Origin of the sequence: Pseudoalteromonas sp. ASV78 (assembly GCF_047806705.1) — a bacterium.
Taxonomy (GTDB): domain Bacteria; phylum Pseudomonadota; class Gammaproteobacteria; order Enterobacterales; family Alteromonadaceae; genus Pseudoalteromonas; species Pseudoalteromonas prydzensis_A.
Genome location: NZ_JBLOPA010000001.1, coordinates 498,659 through 515,708 on the forward strand (window position 1 = coordinate 498,659; position 17,050 = coordinate 515,708).

Below are 17,050 nucleotides of genomic sequence, written 5' to 3' on the forward strand. Positions count from 1 at the left end.
GGCTCGAAACGGGCTGGGAGGGTATCATAAGTTAAAATTTTTTGGCAGCGTTTAGTGAATAACAAAGGCTGCCTATGGCTTTACAAACCACCGTCACCGGTTTGATTTATGTTACGTGTATAAAAAATACGTAAAGGTAACTTAAGGAACCCCTATGAGTACAATTCGTCAGCAAGACTTTATTGATAGCATTGAAGATGCTCTGCAATATATTTCGTTTTATCACCCACTTGATTTTGTACAAGCACTCGAAAAAGCCTATAACAAAGAGCAAAGTAAAGCGGCTAAAGATGCCATCGCGCAAATTTTGATTAACTCGCGTATGTCGGCTGAAGGTAAGCGCCCGCTATGCCAAGACACCGGCATTATTACCTGCTTTGTAAAAGTAGGTATGGATGTGAAATGGGATAAAACCGATTTAACCGTACAACAAATGGTTGATGAAGGAACGCGTCGTGCTTATTTGAATCCTGATAACCCTTTACGGGCATCGATTGTTGCAGATCCTGCTGGCACGCGCAAAAATACCAAAGACAACACGCCATCAGTGGTACACATTGACTTAGTGGCAGGCGGCGAAGTAGAAGTCATGGTTGCAGCTAAAGGCGGCGGCTCAGAAAATAAAACTAAAATGGTGATGTTGAACCCATCTGATGACGTAGCGGCATGGGTTGAAAAAACCTTACCGACCATGGGAGCTGGTTGGTGCCCACCGGGTATGCTAGGCATAGGTATTGGTGGCACGGCTGAAAAAGCAGCGGTACTAGCAAAAGAATCCCTGATGGATCCTGTTGATATCCATGAGCTTATGGAACGTGGTGCACAAACCACCGAAGAAAAGTTGCGTTTAGATATTTTTGAACGTGCTAATAAACTTGGTATTGGTGCGCAAGGTTTAGGTGGTTTAACAACGGTTGTTGATGTAAAAATTAAAACCGCACCAACACACGCTGCATCAAAACCTGTGGTAATGATCCCAAATTGTGCAGCAACTCGCCATGTTCACTTTACCCTAGATGGTTCAGGCCCTGCGAACTTAAAAGCGCCAAAACTTGAAGATTGGCCAGAAGTAACGTTTGAAGTAGGTGAAGGCACACGCCGCGTTGATTTAAATACGTTAACCAAAGAAGATACCCGCGAGTGGAAAATGGGCGAGACAGTATTATTGTCAGGCACTATTTTAACCGGTCGTGATGCGGCGCATAAACGTTTACAAGATATGATCAATTCAGGTGAAGGTTTACCAGAGGGCGTAGATTTTGATAATAAGTTTATCTACTACGTTGGCCCAGTTGATGCGGTACGCGATGAAGCCGTAGGTCCAGCAGGCCCAACAACTGCAACACGGATGGATAAATTTACCGACATGATGTTAGAGAAAACCGGCATCATTGGGATGATTGGTAAAGCAGAGCGTGGCCCTGCAACCGTTGAATCTATCAAAAACAACAAGTCAGTGTATTTGATGGCAGTAGGTGGTGCGGCATACTTAGTATCGAAAGCAATCAAAAAAGCCCGTGTTGTGGCGTTTGAAGACTTAGGTATGGAAGCTATCTATGAGTTTGAAGTAGAAGATATGCCAGTTACAGTTGCGGTAGATAGCGAAGGCGCAAATGCGCATACGCAAGGCCCTGCGATTTGGAAAGCAAAGATCGAAGAGTTAGACGGTAAATTAAAATAAACCGCCGTTGATTTGTGCGGTATTTAGCGAATGTTAAATACCGCTTATCAGATCTGACCAGTTTCAATAAATCCCTAACTCCGCTCATAACATACTCTATTTAAACATATATTCCCGTTATTCTGGTTGTAATATTTACTTTACACTAAACTTGCCTTTTACGTTCACGTAAAGCTATATTTGTAATCTTTCAATTAATGTGCATTTAAGTTGTTGTTTTTGTATTTTTTGTGGATTAAATATGCGGCTAATTTGTCTTATTGCATTTGTTTATGATGTTTAGTTATTTTGATTAGTTTTATCATCTCATATAGTGGTAAGGCGCAATTTGAAGTGATAAAGTCTCGGCAATTTCAGCGTGCATACCCTCTCACGGGTTACAAATTTCGGAGTAAGATAAAGTGGCTGTGTTTAATCAAGTTGACTTTGATAACCACGAACAAGTGGTTTTTTGTGCAGATAAAGAATCAGGGCTTCGAGCAATTATTGCCGTACATAATACTAATCTAGGTCCTGCCGTTGGTGGTTGCAGAATGTGGGACTATGCAAGTGATGATGATGCTATCGTTGATGCGCTGCGTTTATCAAAAGGTATGACCTATAAGAATGCAGTAGCACGCCTGCCATTTGGTGGCGGTAAATCTGTGATCATTGGTAATGCGAAAGAGATTAAATCTGAGCAGCTATTTCGTGCCTTTGGCCGTCAATTAGAGCGTTTAAATGGCAGCTATTACTCAGCCGAAGATGTTAACATCACCTGCGAAGATGTTGCCATTATGAACAAAGAAACTAACTATGTGTTAGGCCTTGAAGGTAAAAGTGGTAATCCATCACCATTTACTGCTTATGGTACTTTTTTAGGCATTAAAGCCGCGTTACAGCATCAACGTGGTGATCAGGACCTAACAGGTATTAAAGTCGCGGTACAAGGGTTAGGCGCCGTTGCTTATGGTTTATGTAAACACTTACATGAAGCCGGTGCACAATTATTTGTGACCGACATTAACCAAGTAGCGATTGACCGTGTTGTCAATGACTTTGCAGCAACTGCGGTGAGCATCGACGAGATCTATGACCTTGATGTAGACGTTTACGCGCCATGTGCACTAGGTGCTACAGTCAATGATTTAACGATCCCTCGTATTAAAGCGACTATTATTGCTGGGTGCGCAAACAACCAATTGGCAGAATCTCGTCACGGTGAAATCATTCGTGAAAAAGGTATTTTGTATGCGCCGGATTATGTGATCAACGCCGGTGGTATCATTAATGTTTATTATGAAACTGCGCCAGAAGGTTACTCTGCTGCAGCGTCAAATAAACATGTTGAAGGTATTTACGATACCCTAACTGAAATTTTTGCACGCAGTGAAAAAGAGCAAAAATCAACGCATTTAATTGCCGATGAACTAGCACAAGAGATCATCAAAAACGGTTTATAATAGCCGAATACCAATCGTGTTAAGTTATTAGCCATTTATAGCGACAGATAAATAGAGTGATAACAAGGCATAAATTTCGACATGTAGTTGTTCTACTTTAGAAATTTATAACGCAGTTAGCGCTTTATTTAGCACGCTAGAATGGTTAAATATTTAAGCCGATTGGTATATAGGCGTGCAATTGCACGCCTTTACTTTATGTAATAAATCACTCACGATACGCTTACCCTAAGCCGTTTAGTTTTAAATAATGACCCCAATCGATTTAACCTCATGGCCACGCCAACAACATTTCTCCTTGTTTAAAGAGTTTACGCAACCTTATTTTAATGTCTGTGTACAGCTCGATGTGGCAGCACTTTATCAGTATTGTAAAGCACAACAGTGTTCATTTTTTCATGCTTATATTTATGCGGCGTTACAGGCCAGTCATGCTTATCAGCCAATGCTGCTGCGTATTATTGATAACATGCCTTGGCAATTAACAACTCAGCGGGCCAGTGTTGTTGAGCTTGCAGATGATGATACTTTTCGGTTTAGTTATTTGTTACCGCAGCAAAGCTTTGCTGATTTCCAAGTGCATGCCAGTGCTGTGAGCCTAGCAGCAAAACAACAACCTTTATTTTCAGATGCTTTTGCATGCACAGAAGGGCAAGCGGATCTGCTGCATATTTCAGTGTTACCTTGGTTGGATTTTATGAGCTTCTCTCATGCCTTTAGCCAAGCAGATAATTTCGGTATTCCAAAATTAGTGTTTGGTAAATTTAATGCCAAAACCGGAAAAATGCCGCTTTCCATAGATGTACATCATGCATTAATGGATGGTTTGCATGTGGCTAAGTTTATTGAACACCTGCAACGCAGTATTGATGACTTTTCTGTTTAGTTTAGACGTAAACATATTGTGTTATTTAGTTAATGAAACTAAAACTAAGACTATGTTAGTATAATTGCCGAACAGTGAAATGTAATGATAATTAAATACTAATAAATCATTATTAATTTAATTTGTGTTAATGCTAAGTTGTTAGCTCGCCATAATTACAAAGGCGTTTAGTAGAATGATCCGTTTAGGTCTTTGTTTTTTCATTTTTGTTGTCTTTAGCAGCTTTGCTGCTGAGCAAACTCGCTTGCCTCTGAATGACTATTTTGCTGAAACATGGAATACCCGCTCGGGCTTACCACATAATAGTATTAATAGTGTTGCGCAAACCAGTGATGGTTATGTGTGGATTGCGACCTGGGAAGGATTAGTCCGTTTTAATGGTCGTGAATTTAAGCTATTTTCCCGCTCAGAAATAGCCGGTTTACCTGATTCCGGTTTACGTAGTCTAGCCCCGCAAGCCGATGGCAGTTTGTATATTTCAGGAGCACGCGGTGGTATTAGTCATTTAAAAAATAGGCAATGGATTGCGCAAGACAATGCGTCAGCCATGGTTAATTATGTTTTAAAAACCCGTTCAGGTGAAATGTGGTTAGCACTAGAAGGCGACGGTGTTACATATCGTGAGTTTGATAATGGCCCAGAACATAGGGTATTAGTTAATTTCAGCGCATATAGATTAGTTGAAGATGCGAGTGGGGTGATCTGGGCCGCTACTAGCGATGGCTTGTATCGAGTCGAAAATAAAACGGCACAATTGGTTACGCCAAGTAGTGGATTACCTAACAGCTCTATTTATTCGGTATTATTAACTAAACAAGGCCAACTCATTGTTGCAGGTGAAAAAGGTGCGTGGCGATTAGTGGGTGATATGTTTGAAAGTATTCATACCCAATTAGATGGAGAATCTATCTCTAGTTTATTACAAGATGATCATGATGACATTTGGTTTGGTACTATCAATAAAGGTCTCTTTAGGCTCAGTGAAATTGGTTTAGAGCAACTGGATGCCGACGCAGGTTTACCGGCAAATCGTATTTTATCGTTAATGCAGGATCGTGAAAAAAGCATCTGGGTTGGTACTAACGGCGGTGTCTATCGATTACGCGAAGCCCCTTTTTCGTCATGGACAAAAAAACGTGGACTTAATGGCGACTATGTACGCAGCGTTCTTTCTCGCCCTGATGGCAGTATCTGGGTGGGGAGTAGCTTAGGTTTAAATCGCATTAGTGATGATAAAGTAGAGGCGATTAAACCTGCATTTGATCAAGATCCCTTATCAATTCTCAGCTTAGCTGAAGATCAACAAGGAAATGTCTGGGTCGGTACTTATACCAGTGGTTTAATGCGTGTTATTGATAAAAAGATCTACCCAGTAATAAATCGTGATTATGGCTTAGCAAGTAATGAAATCAGAGCACTTTTGTTTGATAACGAACAACGCTTGTGGGTCGGCTCTGCTGCAGGGCTAACACGTATAGAACCCGATGGTTCATTAACTCAATATACAACCAAACAGGGTCTACCAGGTGATTTTATCATGGCACTTGCGCTTGATAGCCATGGCAACATTTGGGTTGGCACGGGGGTTGGTGTTGCTATGTTTAATAGTGCCTTAGGGGAATTTAAAGGGCAGGCATTTCCTAAACAATTCAATGCAGAATATGCATTTGGTTTTTACGCTCAACAAGACTTTATGTGGATGACCACAGATAGAGGTTTGATTCGCTTCAATATTATTACTGGCGATATTGCGATGTTGGGTCGTGAACAAGGTTTACCAGTTGATAAGCTTTTTCAGCTAGTGGCACAAGGTGATTCGTTTTGGTTGTCGAGTAATCGTGGCATCATTCAAGTTAAGCAGCAGCAAGTGAATGACTTTTTAGATGATCCAATCAATGCTAAAAGCCAAAAATTACAGTATCAACTGTATGATGAAGGCGATGGTATGCTTAGCGCCCAAGCCAATGGTGGCTCTAACCCGGCTGCAACACTTCATAATGATGGCAGTATTTGGTTTGCTACTTCCCAAGGAGCGAGTACTGTTGTGCCTGAACGTATAAAACAAGCCACGCAAATATCATTGCCAACAGTGATAGAGAATTTGTATGTAGATGGTAAAAATACCCCGTTATTATATGCTGAAGAAGTGCTACTTTTACCGCCAAGTACGTCGCGATTGTCATTTCATTATGCTGGCTTGAGTTTTATTATGCCGCAGCGGCTCAACTTTCAAACAAAATTGCTTGGTTATAATAACGAGTGGGTAAATCGCCAGCGCTTAACAATTACAGAATATACAAATCTTGCTCCGGGTAAATACACTTTTATGGTACGAGCGGGGTACCCAAATGGTCAGTGGCAGGATAATTATAAAACGGTAAATTTTGTTATTCAGTCGTATTTTTGGCAAAAAACAAGCTTCAAACTGGTAATGTTTTTTACTTTACTATTGCTTGCATACGCCTTGTATCAATATCGCCTTTATCATTATAAAAAAATTGAAAAAGAGCTCATGATTCGTGTCGAGCAACAAACTAGAGACTTGCAACAGCAAACGGATGCATTTGCTCATCAAGCAACTCATGATCAGCTAACCGATTTGCCAAATCGTCGTGCCTTTGATAGTTGGCTAGCTGATAATTTTTCAGATTTTAAACAGCAAGCTTTACCTTTGGCTATTGCGATTATGGATATCGATCATTTCAAACGAATTAATGACGGTTGGTCACATATTATTGGCGATCGGGTAATTTGCGTAGTTGCTCATTTGTTAGGCCAATGTGGTGAGAGCGACGCAAGCCAAGTCGCTCGTTGGGGAGGTGAAGAGTTTACCTTACTATTCCCTAATAAAACCGCACAACAAGCCGCGCAATTATGTGAACAATTACGGGTGGAAATTGCCAATTATGATTTTTCAAATATTGCTAGCGGGTTATCTGTAACGGTTAGCTTTGGTGTCGCTGATTCATTGAACGTTAATGATTATGATCGGTTACTAGCGCAAGCTGATCAGGCATTATATAAAGCAAAAAGTAATGGCCGAAACAGGGTAGAAATAACATTTTCAGATACGTTTAGCGCTAAAAAATTGAATCCTTAGTGTGCTTTTTTGTAATTTGCTTGTGTATTTTTTATGCGCTTATTTTTATCAGAGAAAGCCCGCTGCAGGCCATGCTATATCAGGTACATAAAATATATTTATGTAAACATTAAAACACTTCATTAACATTTGCTTAACCTTGATGTTATATCTTTGTTCCCAGTTGGGGATATTTTTGATATTTATACAAGGAACAACAGATGAAAAATAATATAGTTAATCTTGCACTAGCGAGTATTTTAGGCGTGTCACCTGCGGTATTTGCAGAAGGTCATAAGCACGATAATTTTTCGTTTACAGCCCAGTCTATTGAATCACTAAAATTAAACTCTTTACTGGCTGTTGATGATACTCAGTTTGTATTTAATAATGCCTTATTGAATGAAGACTGGGATAACTTTTTTGCTCTACATGCTCCTGCATTGGAAGATAAAAAAGAGCTTATTCTGCATTGGGCAGGTTATGCGAGTATTAATCCGAAAATTATTTTAGCCTTACTTGAACAGCAAAGCGGTTTACTTTCAAACCCTGCTGCTGATAGCACTAACCCGTTAGCGGGTTTATCTGATGAGCGGGGTTTTGATGCGCAAGTAGAAGATGTGGTTATAAAATTAAGTCAGCGATTTTATGCATACAAACAGTGGCAAGATAGCCAAGTGACGGCAAAAAAATCAAAATACGCGAGCACGGCTATAAGCAACTCGGCCAGTACAAATAGCAGCACAGCTGCAACGGCTGCCTTGGTTAGTGTGTTTAAAAAGCGTAATAAATTAGCCGTGGAGCAAGATAACGTTCATCACGCTAATAGCGATTTAACAGGTTTTTTAGCCACTTTTGATAGCTTATTCCCCGAAAGTAGTGCACAGCTACAACGCTCATCAAAAAGTGCAGCAAAAAGCAGTCGTCAACAGTTTACAGCTGCCAGCTTTTCCATGGATCTACCTTGGCCATCAGGTTATTGGTATAGCGGGGGGGCCCATTCAAATACTGGCTCTGGCTATCCATATTCATCACTTGATTTTAATAATGGTTCGGGTAACTGGGGCAGTAATACACCATACGTACAAGCGGCTCATGGCGGCACAGTCACGCGTTTTTCATCGTGCAATATTCGTGTAACGCACTCCAGTGGTTATGCAACCAACTATTATCATATGTCTAACTTACAATATACCAGTGGTGATTATGTACAACCTGGCGCATGGCTTGGCCGTTATGCTAACAACTATAATCAGGCCTTGTGTGAAGGCGGTCAATCATCAGGCCCGCATGTACACTTCACACTGTTGTATAACGGGCAGCAGGTGTCACTGCACAATCAGTACATCAGTGGCCATCGTATTGATGTAGGTAACAGTAATTATGACGATAACTGTAACCGCTTCTACTTTGAGCGTTATGGTTATAAAACCTGCGCATGGCAGCCACTGTATCGTTAATTCTACAAGCTGTTAATCTGTATTTAGGTTAACAGCATGCCAAGGAGCCGTAGCTCCTAAATCGATATGCGGCGTTTTATTTGTAGTTAACTAATTGAATTTACCAGCCAACGGACATATTAATACTGCATAGCTTTTTAGTGGACACTCATATGGTAAATGGATTATTAATACTGGCGCTAATTGCGTTTGTGGCTGTTTATTGGCGTTGGCCGGTAATTCAAAATCGACTGTGGCAAAAGAAATACCGAGATTACCGTTTAGACGCAAAACAAACAGCATTACTGTTACGTTGTATGCCTATCTACCAAAGAATGACCGATAGCGATCGTGAGAAATTAGAACGTCATATTGTGTGGTTTTTAAATGAGAAACGTTTTATCGGCTGTGATGGTTTACAGTTAAATGATGCCATGAAACTGATAGTTGCAGCTGACGCATGCGTGTTAGTGCTCAACAAACCATGGCCCTTATATCAAAATGTGAAAGAGATTTTGCTTTACCCTAGTGCATATTATGCCCCACAAACGTCCCGTGACAATGCTGGGCTGGTAAGTTATCACAATACGGTACGCCAAGGTGAGTCGTGGCCTGGCGGCACTTTAGTACTGAGCTGGCATGATGTCTTAGAAGGTAACCGTTTGCCCAGTGACGGACATAATTTAGTGTTTCATGAGTTTGCTCATCAACTTGATCAAGAAACCGGAAAAACAACCGGCACGCCGTTATTAGCAAAGCAAACTGATTATCAACAATGGGGACGTGTTTTTAGCCGTGCTTATAATCAGTTAAAAACGCATGTGGCTTATAATATGCCCCATGTTATTCATAGTTATGGCGCGACTAATGAAGCCGAATTTTTTGCTGTAGTCACTGAAACCTTTCTTGAAAAACCCGCCGAGCTGCGCCATTACGACCCTGAAATATACAGTTTGTTGGTCGGTTATTATCAGTTTGACCCGATAAAATGGCATTAACCGCCAAATACCTGCGCTTTATCAGATATCGCTGGTAACTTGCAGCCGTTTTTGTTGCAATCATGTTCATAAGATGAAAACCGCAATAAAAATAAGCGAGAATGCAATGAAAACAATGCTTCATACAGCGATGGCTGTTGCTGTGTCATTGGCACTTTATGGCCAAGCTCAGGCAGCGGATAATAATGATGAAAAATGGCAAGTAGATGCGCCACAAGGGCAGTTTACTGATGCGGTTATCAGTGTCTCACAAGGCACTTGGATGAATATTGATGTTAGCCCTGATGGCAAAACCATCGTGTTTGATTTACTCGGTGATATTTATACCATGCCTATGGCTGGTGGCACGGCGGTGCAGCTTACTTCTGATATAGCATGGCAAATGCAGCCACGTTTTAGTCCTGATGGAAAGCATATTGCATTTACCTCCGATCAAGGTGGCGGCGATAATATCTGGCTAATGGATGTAAATGGTGAAAACCAAACGCCAGTGACCGATGAAACGTTTCGTCTGCTCAATAGTCCTGCTTGGAGCCCTGATGGTGACTATATAGTTGCTCGTAAACATTTTACTGCAACGCGCTCACTGGGCGCTGGTGAAGTATGGCTTTATCATAAAGCGGGTGGTAAAGGTGTACAACTCACTCAACGCGCGGATGACCAAAAAGATTTAGGTGAGCCAATGTTCTCACCGGATGGCCGTTATGTGTATTTTTCTCATGATGCAACACCGGGTAAAACCTTCCACTATTCAAAAGATTCCGTTGCTGGTATTTATAAAATCAAACGCTATGATCGGCAAACGGGTGAGATAGAAACGATCATTGATGGTGTCGGCGGTGCAATTCGACCAACCCCTTCGCCGGATGGCAAAAAGTTGGCTTATATTAAGCGTGATGACTTTCAAACGAGCCTGTATTTATATGATTTAACCAGCGGCAAACACACCAAGTTATACGATAAGCTTGAACGTGATATGCAAGAAACATGGGCTATTCATGGTGTGTATCCAACCATTGCCTGGACTCCAGATAACCAACAACTGGTGTTTTGGGCGGGTGGTACTATTCACAAACTGGATGTGAGTGACGGTGATGTAGAAACTGTGCCATTTGCAGTTAAAACCAGCAAGAAAATTCAAAAAGCAGTGCGCTTTACGCAGAACATTGATAGCGATGAATTTGCTGTAAAAATGCTCCGTAATGTACAAGTGTCACCGGATGGTGAAACGGCAATTTTTGAAGCACTAGGACATATTTATAAACGCGATTTAGAGTCAGGTAAAGTTAAACGTTTCACTACACAAGATGACCATTTTGAGTTGTTCCCGCAGTTTTCCCGTGATGGTAAAAAAATCGTTTATGTAACCTGGGACGATAACGAGCAGGGCGCTGTACGAGTTGTATCTGCACGCAGTGGTCGTGGTGATGCTATCACCACAGAGCCGGGTAAATATGTTGAGCCAACGTTTAGCCCTGATGGTAAAACGGTGGTGTATCGTAAAGCCTCTGGTGGCAGTATTTTAAACCCTGATTGGTCTTTGCACCCTGGTATTTATGCAGTGAGCAGTAAAGGCGGTAAAGCAGAACTTATTACTAAAAGTGGTTATCAGCCACAATTTGCAGCAGCGAATGACCGTATTTATCTAATGAGCCCGTGGCCAAAGCCTACGTTGAGTGTGGTTGAGCTGGATTCTAAAAAAGTCTCTAAGTTGTATGAATCTGAGCATGCCACTGAATTTAGGGTATCACCTGATGGTAAATATTTAGCTTTTGCAGAACGCTTTAAAGTGTTCGTTACTCCTTTAGTGCAAAGTGGAAAAACCATTAATATTGGTCCTAAAGACAGCCAGTTCCCAATCGAGCAGTTATCTGTGCGTGCCGGTGAGAATATCAGCTGGAGCGCCAGCAGCGATAAACTGTATTGGAGCTTAGGCCCTGAGCTTTATCATGCAAGCTTGGCAGGTTTATTTGATATAAATAAAGCGGATGACGCTGATTTTAAAGTAACAAGCGGCGATAACATTGGCTTTAGTAGCAAAATGGCTGAACCAAAAGGCATGATAGCCTTAACGGGCGCACGTATTATTACCATGAAAGGTGAGGAAGTCATTGAAAATGGCGTATTACTAACCGATGGCAAGCATATTAAAGCCGTTGGCAGCGCCGGTGATGTTAGCATTCCAAAAGGCGCCCAAGTGATCGACGTCACTGGCAAAACCATTATGCCAGGGATTGTTGATGCGCACGCGCATGGCTCACAAGCCAGTGATGAAATTATTCCTGAGCAAAACTGGAAAAACTTAGCCGGTTTATCGTTGGGTGTAACCACGATTCACGATCCATCAAACGATACCACGGAAATTTTTGCTGCCAGCGAAATGCAAAAAGCGGGAAACATAGTTGGTCCGCGTATCTTCTCAACCGGTACTATTTTATATGGCGCCAATATGCCTGGTTATACGTCGCATATTGATTCGTTAGAGGATGCAAAATTTCATCTAGAGCGTTTAAAGAAAGTCGGTGCATTTAGTGTTAAGTCATATAACCAACCACGCCGTGAACAGCGCCAGCAAGTGATTGAAGCCGGTAGAGAGCTTGAGATGATGGTGGTACCAGAAGGCGGCTCATTACTGCAACATAACTTAACCATGGTGGTTGATGGTCACACCGGGATTGAGCATTCAATACCAGTGGCAAATATTTATGATGACATTAAGCAGCTTTGGTCACAAAGTGATGTGGGCTATACGCCAACCCTGGGGGTTGCCTATGGCGGGATTTGGGGGGAAAACTATTGGTACGATAAAACAGACGTCTGGAATCACCCGCGTTTGAGTAAATTTGTGCCGAAAAACCAATTGCTACCGCGTTCAATGCGTCGCGTTAAAGCACCGGATCATCATTATAATCACTTTAATAATGCCCGCGTTGCAAAAGAGCTGCAAGATTTGGGCGTATTAGTGAATTTAGGTGCGCATGGCCAGCGCGAAGGACTTGCCGCGCATTGGGAGATCTGGATGTTTGCGCAAGGCGGTATGACACCACTTGAGGCAATTCGTGCGGCGACGCTTGATCCGGCAAAGTACATCGGCCTTGATCAAAATATCGGTTCATTAGAAGTCGGTAAACTGGCTGACTTAATGGTGATCGATGGCAATCCACTGACGAATATCCGTGATACAGATAAAGTTGATTACACTATGATCAACGGTCGCTTGTTTGATGCCGCGACTATGAATGAAGTTGGCAAAAAAGCACGTGACAAACTGTACTTTGAAGATAAGTAATTATTAAATAAACCAATCAAAAGCGGCTGAATAGCCGCTTTTTTTTATGGCTGCACATTCATTAACTGACATAACAACTCTGGATTTTGTAAAAAGTGATTCGTTGTATGCGTGACTCGCGCTTGGCAGATCATGCCCTCTTTTAGAGTCATCAGTAGCTGCGCCAGTTGAGCGGCTTTAGCGGGCTGGTTTTGTAATTGCGCCGTTTGGCTGAGCGTATCAATTAGCAGAGTTAGCACCGCTTGTTTATGTGCTGCGCACTGCAAAGCAATAGGGTGATCGGGCACAGGATATTCTGCCGCAGTATTAATAAAGAAACAGCCATTAAAATTGCCAAGCTCGGGCGCTTTATTATCTATCCAAGTTGCGATAGCACCAAATAATGCACAGGCAACGTCTAGTGGCGTTGTACTGCCTGCAATTTGCTTGCTTAACCAGGTATTAAAACGCTGATCTCTCACCTCAAGACACGCGCAGATCAACTCATCTTTACTGACGAAATGATTATAAAGCGTTTTTTTTGCAACACCTGATCCTTTAAGTATTTCATTAATGCCTACCGCATGGATGCCTTTTTGATAGAAGGCACTGAGTGCGGTATTAATTATCTGGGTACGTTTATCCATGGCTGCTCCTAGTCAAAAAGTAAGCTTGACATAAGTAGACCGACTCGTCTACACTACCGCGTGTAGACAAGTCGGTCTACTTTGTTTGGAGGTAACTATGAATTATCCGTTTTATAAAGCACTCAGTGCCGGTGTATTTTCTGCAATGACATTATTGGTGTTGGCGTATTTAGAAAGTTTAGGGAATTATGGAATTTGGTTAATGGCCCCTTTTGGTGCTACAGCGGTGTTAGTGTTTGGCGTGCCACACAGCCCGCTAGCAAAAGCAAAAAACGTGATAATAGGGCATTTTTTGACTGCGTTAATTGGTGTTGTTTTTGTGAATTTTGTGGGTGTTGAGCCAATTAGCATTGCTGTAGCCACGGGTTTGGCTATCACAGCGATGATGCTAACAAACACCATTCATCCTGCTGCCGGTGCGAACCCTATTCTAATCATGTTAAGTGGGCAAAGTTGGGATTTCCTGCTCATGCCAGTGTTGCTTGGCACTGTATTTATTGTGCTGTGCGGTACATTATCTAACGGCGCAAATAAAAAAGTTGAGCAATACGTGACGCACAAAAAAACCGCTTAAAAGCGGTTTTTTAATAACAACTAAATTAGCTTACACAACACCGCGGGGTAGGCGACAATCGTGATCTTTTTCAGCTAGGTACACAATCCAAAGTTCTTCGGCTGTGTAACCTTCTTCATTCGCTGTTGTTATAGTAAATGGCGCTTTTTTAACAGCTGCTTTAGCGGGAGCTACTTTAGTTTTAGTTTTTTTAGCTGGTGCTTTAGCGGCAGGTTTGTCAGACGTTGTGCCTGATGTTAGCTGCTCTGTTAATTCAGCAACTTCTGCAAGGCGTAAATTTTTGCCGCCATCGATGCTGTACCAACCAGGTTTGGTGGTGATTTCAGGTTTCTTACCGTTGGCTGCTTGATATGCAGCTTCAAAGGCATTTAATACTTCTGTTTTGTCTAGTTTGCTCATCAGAGACCCTATACGTTGTAAACACAGATTGAGAATATTTATTTATACCTATTTTTGACTTACTTTTCAATTTTTTGCGATTTTCCTTCCATTTTAGCCCTATAAACGCCAAAATTTGCACAGAATTTAACGCTAATCTGGAATAATAAAATGCAGCGCAGAGAATTTAATCACTTATTAAATACTATTTTAAGACCGGATGCTATCCAAGATTTTTGTCCAAATGGCTTACAAGTTGAAGGACGTGAGCAGGTCAAAAAAATTGTTACTGGCGTCACTGCCAGTCAAGCATTAATAGATGCTGCAATTGCTCATAACGCAGATACAATATTAGTTCATCATGGCTATTTTTGGAAAGGTGAAGCGCAACCAATTACCGGGATTAAAAAACGTCGCATAGCTGCGTTGCTTAATCACGATATAAATTTGTTTGCGTACCACCTTCCCCTTGATGTGCACCCAGTAATAGGCAATAACGCACAACTTGCCCAATTACTTGACTTGGAAATGAGCGCAGGTTTAGAGCCTGTGGCAAACAGCGTGGCGGTAAAAGGGCGATTAAAAACCCCGATGAGTGGCGAACAGTTCGCACAAAAGATAGCAAGGGTATTAAACCGAGAGCCATTGGTTAGTTTAGTACGCGATGAACCAATTGAAACAATTGCGTGGTGCACCGGCGGTGGCCAAGGGTATATCGATTTGGCGGCAAGCCAAGGCATAGATGCATACCTAACTGGCGAGGCATCAGAGCAAACCATCCATAGCTCCCGAGAACAGCATATTGATTTTTTTGCCGCAGGCCATCACGCCACCGAGCGTTATGGTATAAAAGCACTCGGTGAGTTATTGGCTGAGCAACATGGTTTTGATGTAACCTTTATTGATATAGATAACCCAGTGTAACCTGAACTTGATTTAGAGCGCTTCTGGATCAATCCAGCGGCGCACGTTTATCCACGCACTTCCTAGTACTTCATGCCAATAACTGGTAACGGCCTTGAGCACTTCTACATTTGGAATATATTGTTTGTGAGTAGGCCAGGCGGAGAAATCATAAAAATCCGTAGCGGCAGGGATCACGTCAACACCTTGAGCATTAAATAAATCGCTTGCCCGTGCCATATGACTGGCTGAGGTGACCAGTGCCACTTTAAAATCAACTAGGGTGGGTGCTAAAAGCCGTGCTTCGTCGGCGGTATCCATGGCTGCGGGGTTTTGTTTGATGCGCGCCGCATCCATTCCTAAACTGATGGCTGTTTGTTGCATCAAGCTACTATTGGTGACTTTTGCATAGCCGCCGCCTGAAACAATAAGTTGTGCATTAGGGTAAATGTTGGCTAACCGCAGGCCTTCAACTAAGCGACTTTTAGCACAATTACCGAGCTGACTATTGGCACTAAGTTGTGGGTTGGGATTTACGTCGCAACCAAGTACCACTATTTTATCGAGTGCTGGCTGCTGATTTGAGTGAAAGGTGTATTTTAATTGCGAACTTGGATCTATTATTTGTTGGCCAATAAATGGGGTGCTGACCAGCAGTAAAAAGCTGATTGCGAAGATACCAATATACGCGCTGAGCTTATTGGTGCGCAGCGCGATAACCAGAGCGATAAAGCACAGTATTCCCAATAATGGTAATGGCATAAGCATTGCGCCGAGGATTTTTTTTAATTCAAACATTACAGTAGCACACATAAAAGGGTTTTTTGTATGCTACTGGGTTACTGTTATTTTATCGACCGTTATTTAACTTACAGGTATTTAAAAAGTGGCGATAGACTGGATTGTCTTTCATATTCTTTTTCATCGCTAAATACATCGGCCGTGTTAAGCCCAGCGCACCCAACGGAATTGATTTTATCAGTCCTTGGCTTTCATAAGGTGTGACCAACCAATCTGGTAATGCCGCAACGCCCATTCCCGCGCTTACAAGTTGAAAAATTAATAAGCCTTGATCAACCGTTTTTAAAGTACCGTCATAGCGTGCATTTTGAATGAAATGCTTAAATATATCCTGACGTTCACGAGGAATAGGATACGAAATAATGGTTTCGTTTTTTAGATCAAGGGCTGTGACATAGGCTTTTTTTGCCAGTTCATGATCAGGGGCAACAATGAGCTTAAGTTTAAAATCAAATAAATGTGCGTATTCAAGTTTATCTGGCTCACGAATATCTGAGGTTAATACTAAGTCCAGTTCATCGCTGAGCAGATCGGGTATAGCGTCATAACTAAAGCCGCGCTCGTAATCCACTTTAATATCTGGCCAAAAGTTATTGAATTCTTTAATCGTCGGTAGTAACCAATGAAAACAGGCGTGGCATTCTACACTTAGGCGTAATTGTGAGATTGGTTGGTTAAGACTTTCTTTCAAACGACACTTAGTCGCCTCAACGCGAGGCAGTACTTCGTTTGCAAGTTCTAGCAATAGCATACCTTGCGGAGTAAAACGTACCGGTTGAGTTTTACGTTCAAATAGTTGGCAATCAAGCTTGTTTTCTAAATCTTTGATTTGATGTGATAAAGCAGATTGAGTCAAAAATAATTCCCGCGCAGTATTCACCAAAGAACCGGTTTCTTTCAAGGTTGCGATGGTTTTCAAATGTTTTACATCAATCATCTTTAATAATTCTCATG

At 41.8% G+C, this 17,050-nt stretch carries 13 protein-coding genes; 9 read left to right on the forward strand and 4 right to left on the reverse strand.

Features of this window, described 5'->3' with window-relative positions; all coding sequences use genetic code 11:
• The first annotated feature begins 154 nt into the window (after window positions 1-154).
• The 7 genes from ACMVDV_RS02255 (at window position 155) to ACMVDV_RS02285 (ending at window position 12,814) form a co-directional block, all read left to right on the forward strand.
• Window positions 155-1,681 (forward strand): fumarate hydratase, encoded by a 1,527-nt coding sequence (locus ACMVDV_RS02255; RefSeq protein WP_304184709.1) that lies wholly within the window; start codon window positions 155-157, stop codon window positions 1,679-1,681.
• Window positions 1,682-2,082: 401 nt separating this feature from the next.
• Window positions 2,083-3,123, forward strand: a complete 1,041-nt coding sequence (locus ACMVDV_RS02260) for a Leu/Phe/Val dehydrogenase (RefSeq protein ID WP_304184707.1) — start codon at window positions 2,083-2,085, stop codon at window positions 3,121-3,123.
• A 250-nt stretch (window positions 3,124-3,373) separates the two neighbouring features.
• On the forward strand, window positions 3,374-4,009 hold the full coding sequence (locus ACMVDV_RS02265; RefSeq protein WP_416157044.1) for a CatA-like O-acetyltransferase: 636 nt from the start codon (window positions 3,374-3,376) through the stop codon (window positions 4,007-4,009).
• 175 nt (window positions 4,010-4,184) lie between these two features.
• Window positions 4,185-7,109 (forward strand): two-component regulator propeller domain-containing protein, encoded by a 2,925-nt coding sequence (locus tag ACMVDV_RS02270; RefSeq protein ID WP_416157045.1) that lies wholly within the window; start codon window positions 4,185-4,187, stop codon window positions 7,107-7,109.
• Window positions 7,110-7,309: 200 nt separating this feature from the next.
• On the forward strand, window positions 7,310-8,548 hold the full coding sequence (locus tag ACMVDV_RS02275; RefSeq protein WP_416157046.1) for a M23 family metallopeptidase: 1,239 nt from the start codon (window positions 7,310-7,312) through the stop codon (window positions 8,546-8,548).
• A gap of 152 nt (window positions 8,549-8,700) precedes the next feature.
• Complete coding sequence (locus ACMVDV_RS02280) at window positions 8,701-9,525, forward strand: M90 family metallopeptidase (RefSeq protein ID WP_416157047.1); 825 nt, start codon at window positions 8,701-8,703, stop codon at window positions 9,523-9,525.
• A 106-nt stretch (window positions 9,526-9,631) separates the two neighbouring features.
• Window positions 9,632-12,814: an amidohydrolase family protein gene (locus tag ACMVDV_RS02285; protein WP_416157048.1), complete on the forward strand. Its 3,183-nt coding sequence runs from the start codon at window positions 9,632-9,634 to the stop codon at window positions 12,812-12,814.
• 44 nt (window positions 12,815-12,858) lie between these two features.
• Here ACMVDV_RS02285 and ACMVDV_RS02290 read toward each other — a convergent pair whose 3' ends face one another.
• The gene (locus tag ACMVDV_RS02290) at window positions 12,859-13,440 is read right to left on the reverse strand and encodes a TetR/AcrR family transcriptional regulator (RefSeq protein WP_192540778.1); all 582 of its coding nucleotides are present in this window, start codon (window positions 13,438-13,440) and stop codon (window positions 12,859-12,861) included.
• Window positions 13,441-13,537: 97 nt separating this feature from the next.
• On the opposite strand from ACMVDV_RS02290, the gene ACMVDV_RS02295 reads away from it, so the two are divergent.
• Window positions 13,538-14,014: an HPP family protein gene (locus tag ACMVDV_RS02295; protein WP_416157049.1), complete on the forward strand. Its 477-nt coding sequence runs from the start codon at window positions 13,538-13,540 to the stop codon at window positions 14,012-14,014.
• Between the two features lie 30 nt (window positions 14,015-14,044).
• Here ACMVDV_RS02295 and ACMVDV_RS02300 read toward each other — a convergent pair whose 3' ends face one another.
• Window positions 14,045-14,413, reverse strand: a complete 369-nt coding sequence (locus ACMVDV_RS02300; protein WP_301562367.1) for a hypothetical protein — start codon at window positions 14,411-14,413, stop codon at window positions 14,045-14,047.
• A 150-nt stretch (window positions 14,414-14,563) separates the two neighbouring features.
• On the opposite strand from ACMVDV_RS02300, the gene ACMVDV_RS02305 reads away from it, so the two are divergent.
• Window positions 14,564-15,316: a Nif3-like dinuclear metal center hexameric protein gene (locus tag ACMVDV_RS02305; protein ID WP_416157050.1), complete on the forward strand. Its 753-nt coding sequence runs from the start codon at window positions 14,564-14,566 to the stop codon at window positions 15,314-15,316.
• A 12-nt stretch (window positions 15,317-15,328) separates the two neighbouring features.
• On the opposite strand, the gene ACMVDV_RS02310 is transcribed toward ACMVDV_RS02305, so the two are convergent.
• Window positions 15,329-16,093 carry a YdcF family protein gene (locus ACMVDV_RS02310; protein WP_416157051.1) on the reverse strand — a complete coding sequence of 255 codons (765 nt, stop codon included), beginning with the start codon at window positions 16,091-16,093 and terminating at the stop codon, window positions 15,329-15,331.
• 52 nt (window positions 16,094-16,145) lie between these two features.
• The gene (locus ACMVDV_RS02315) at window positions 16,146-17,033 is read right to left on the reverse strand and encodes a LysR substrate-binding domain-containing protein (RefSeq protein WP_301562364.1); all 888 of its coding nucleotides are present in this window, start codon (window positions 17,031-17,033) and stop codon (window positions 16,146-16,148) included.
• Window positions 17,034-17,050: the final 17 nt, after the last annotated feature.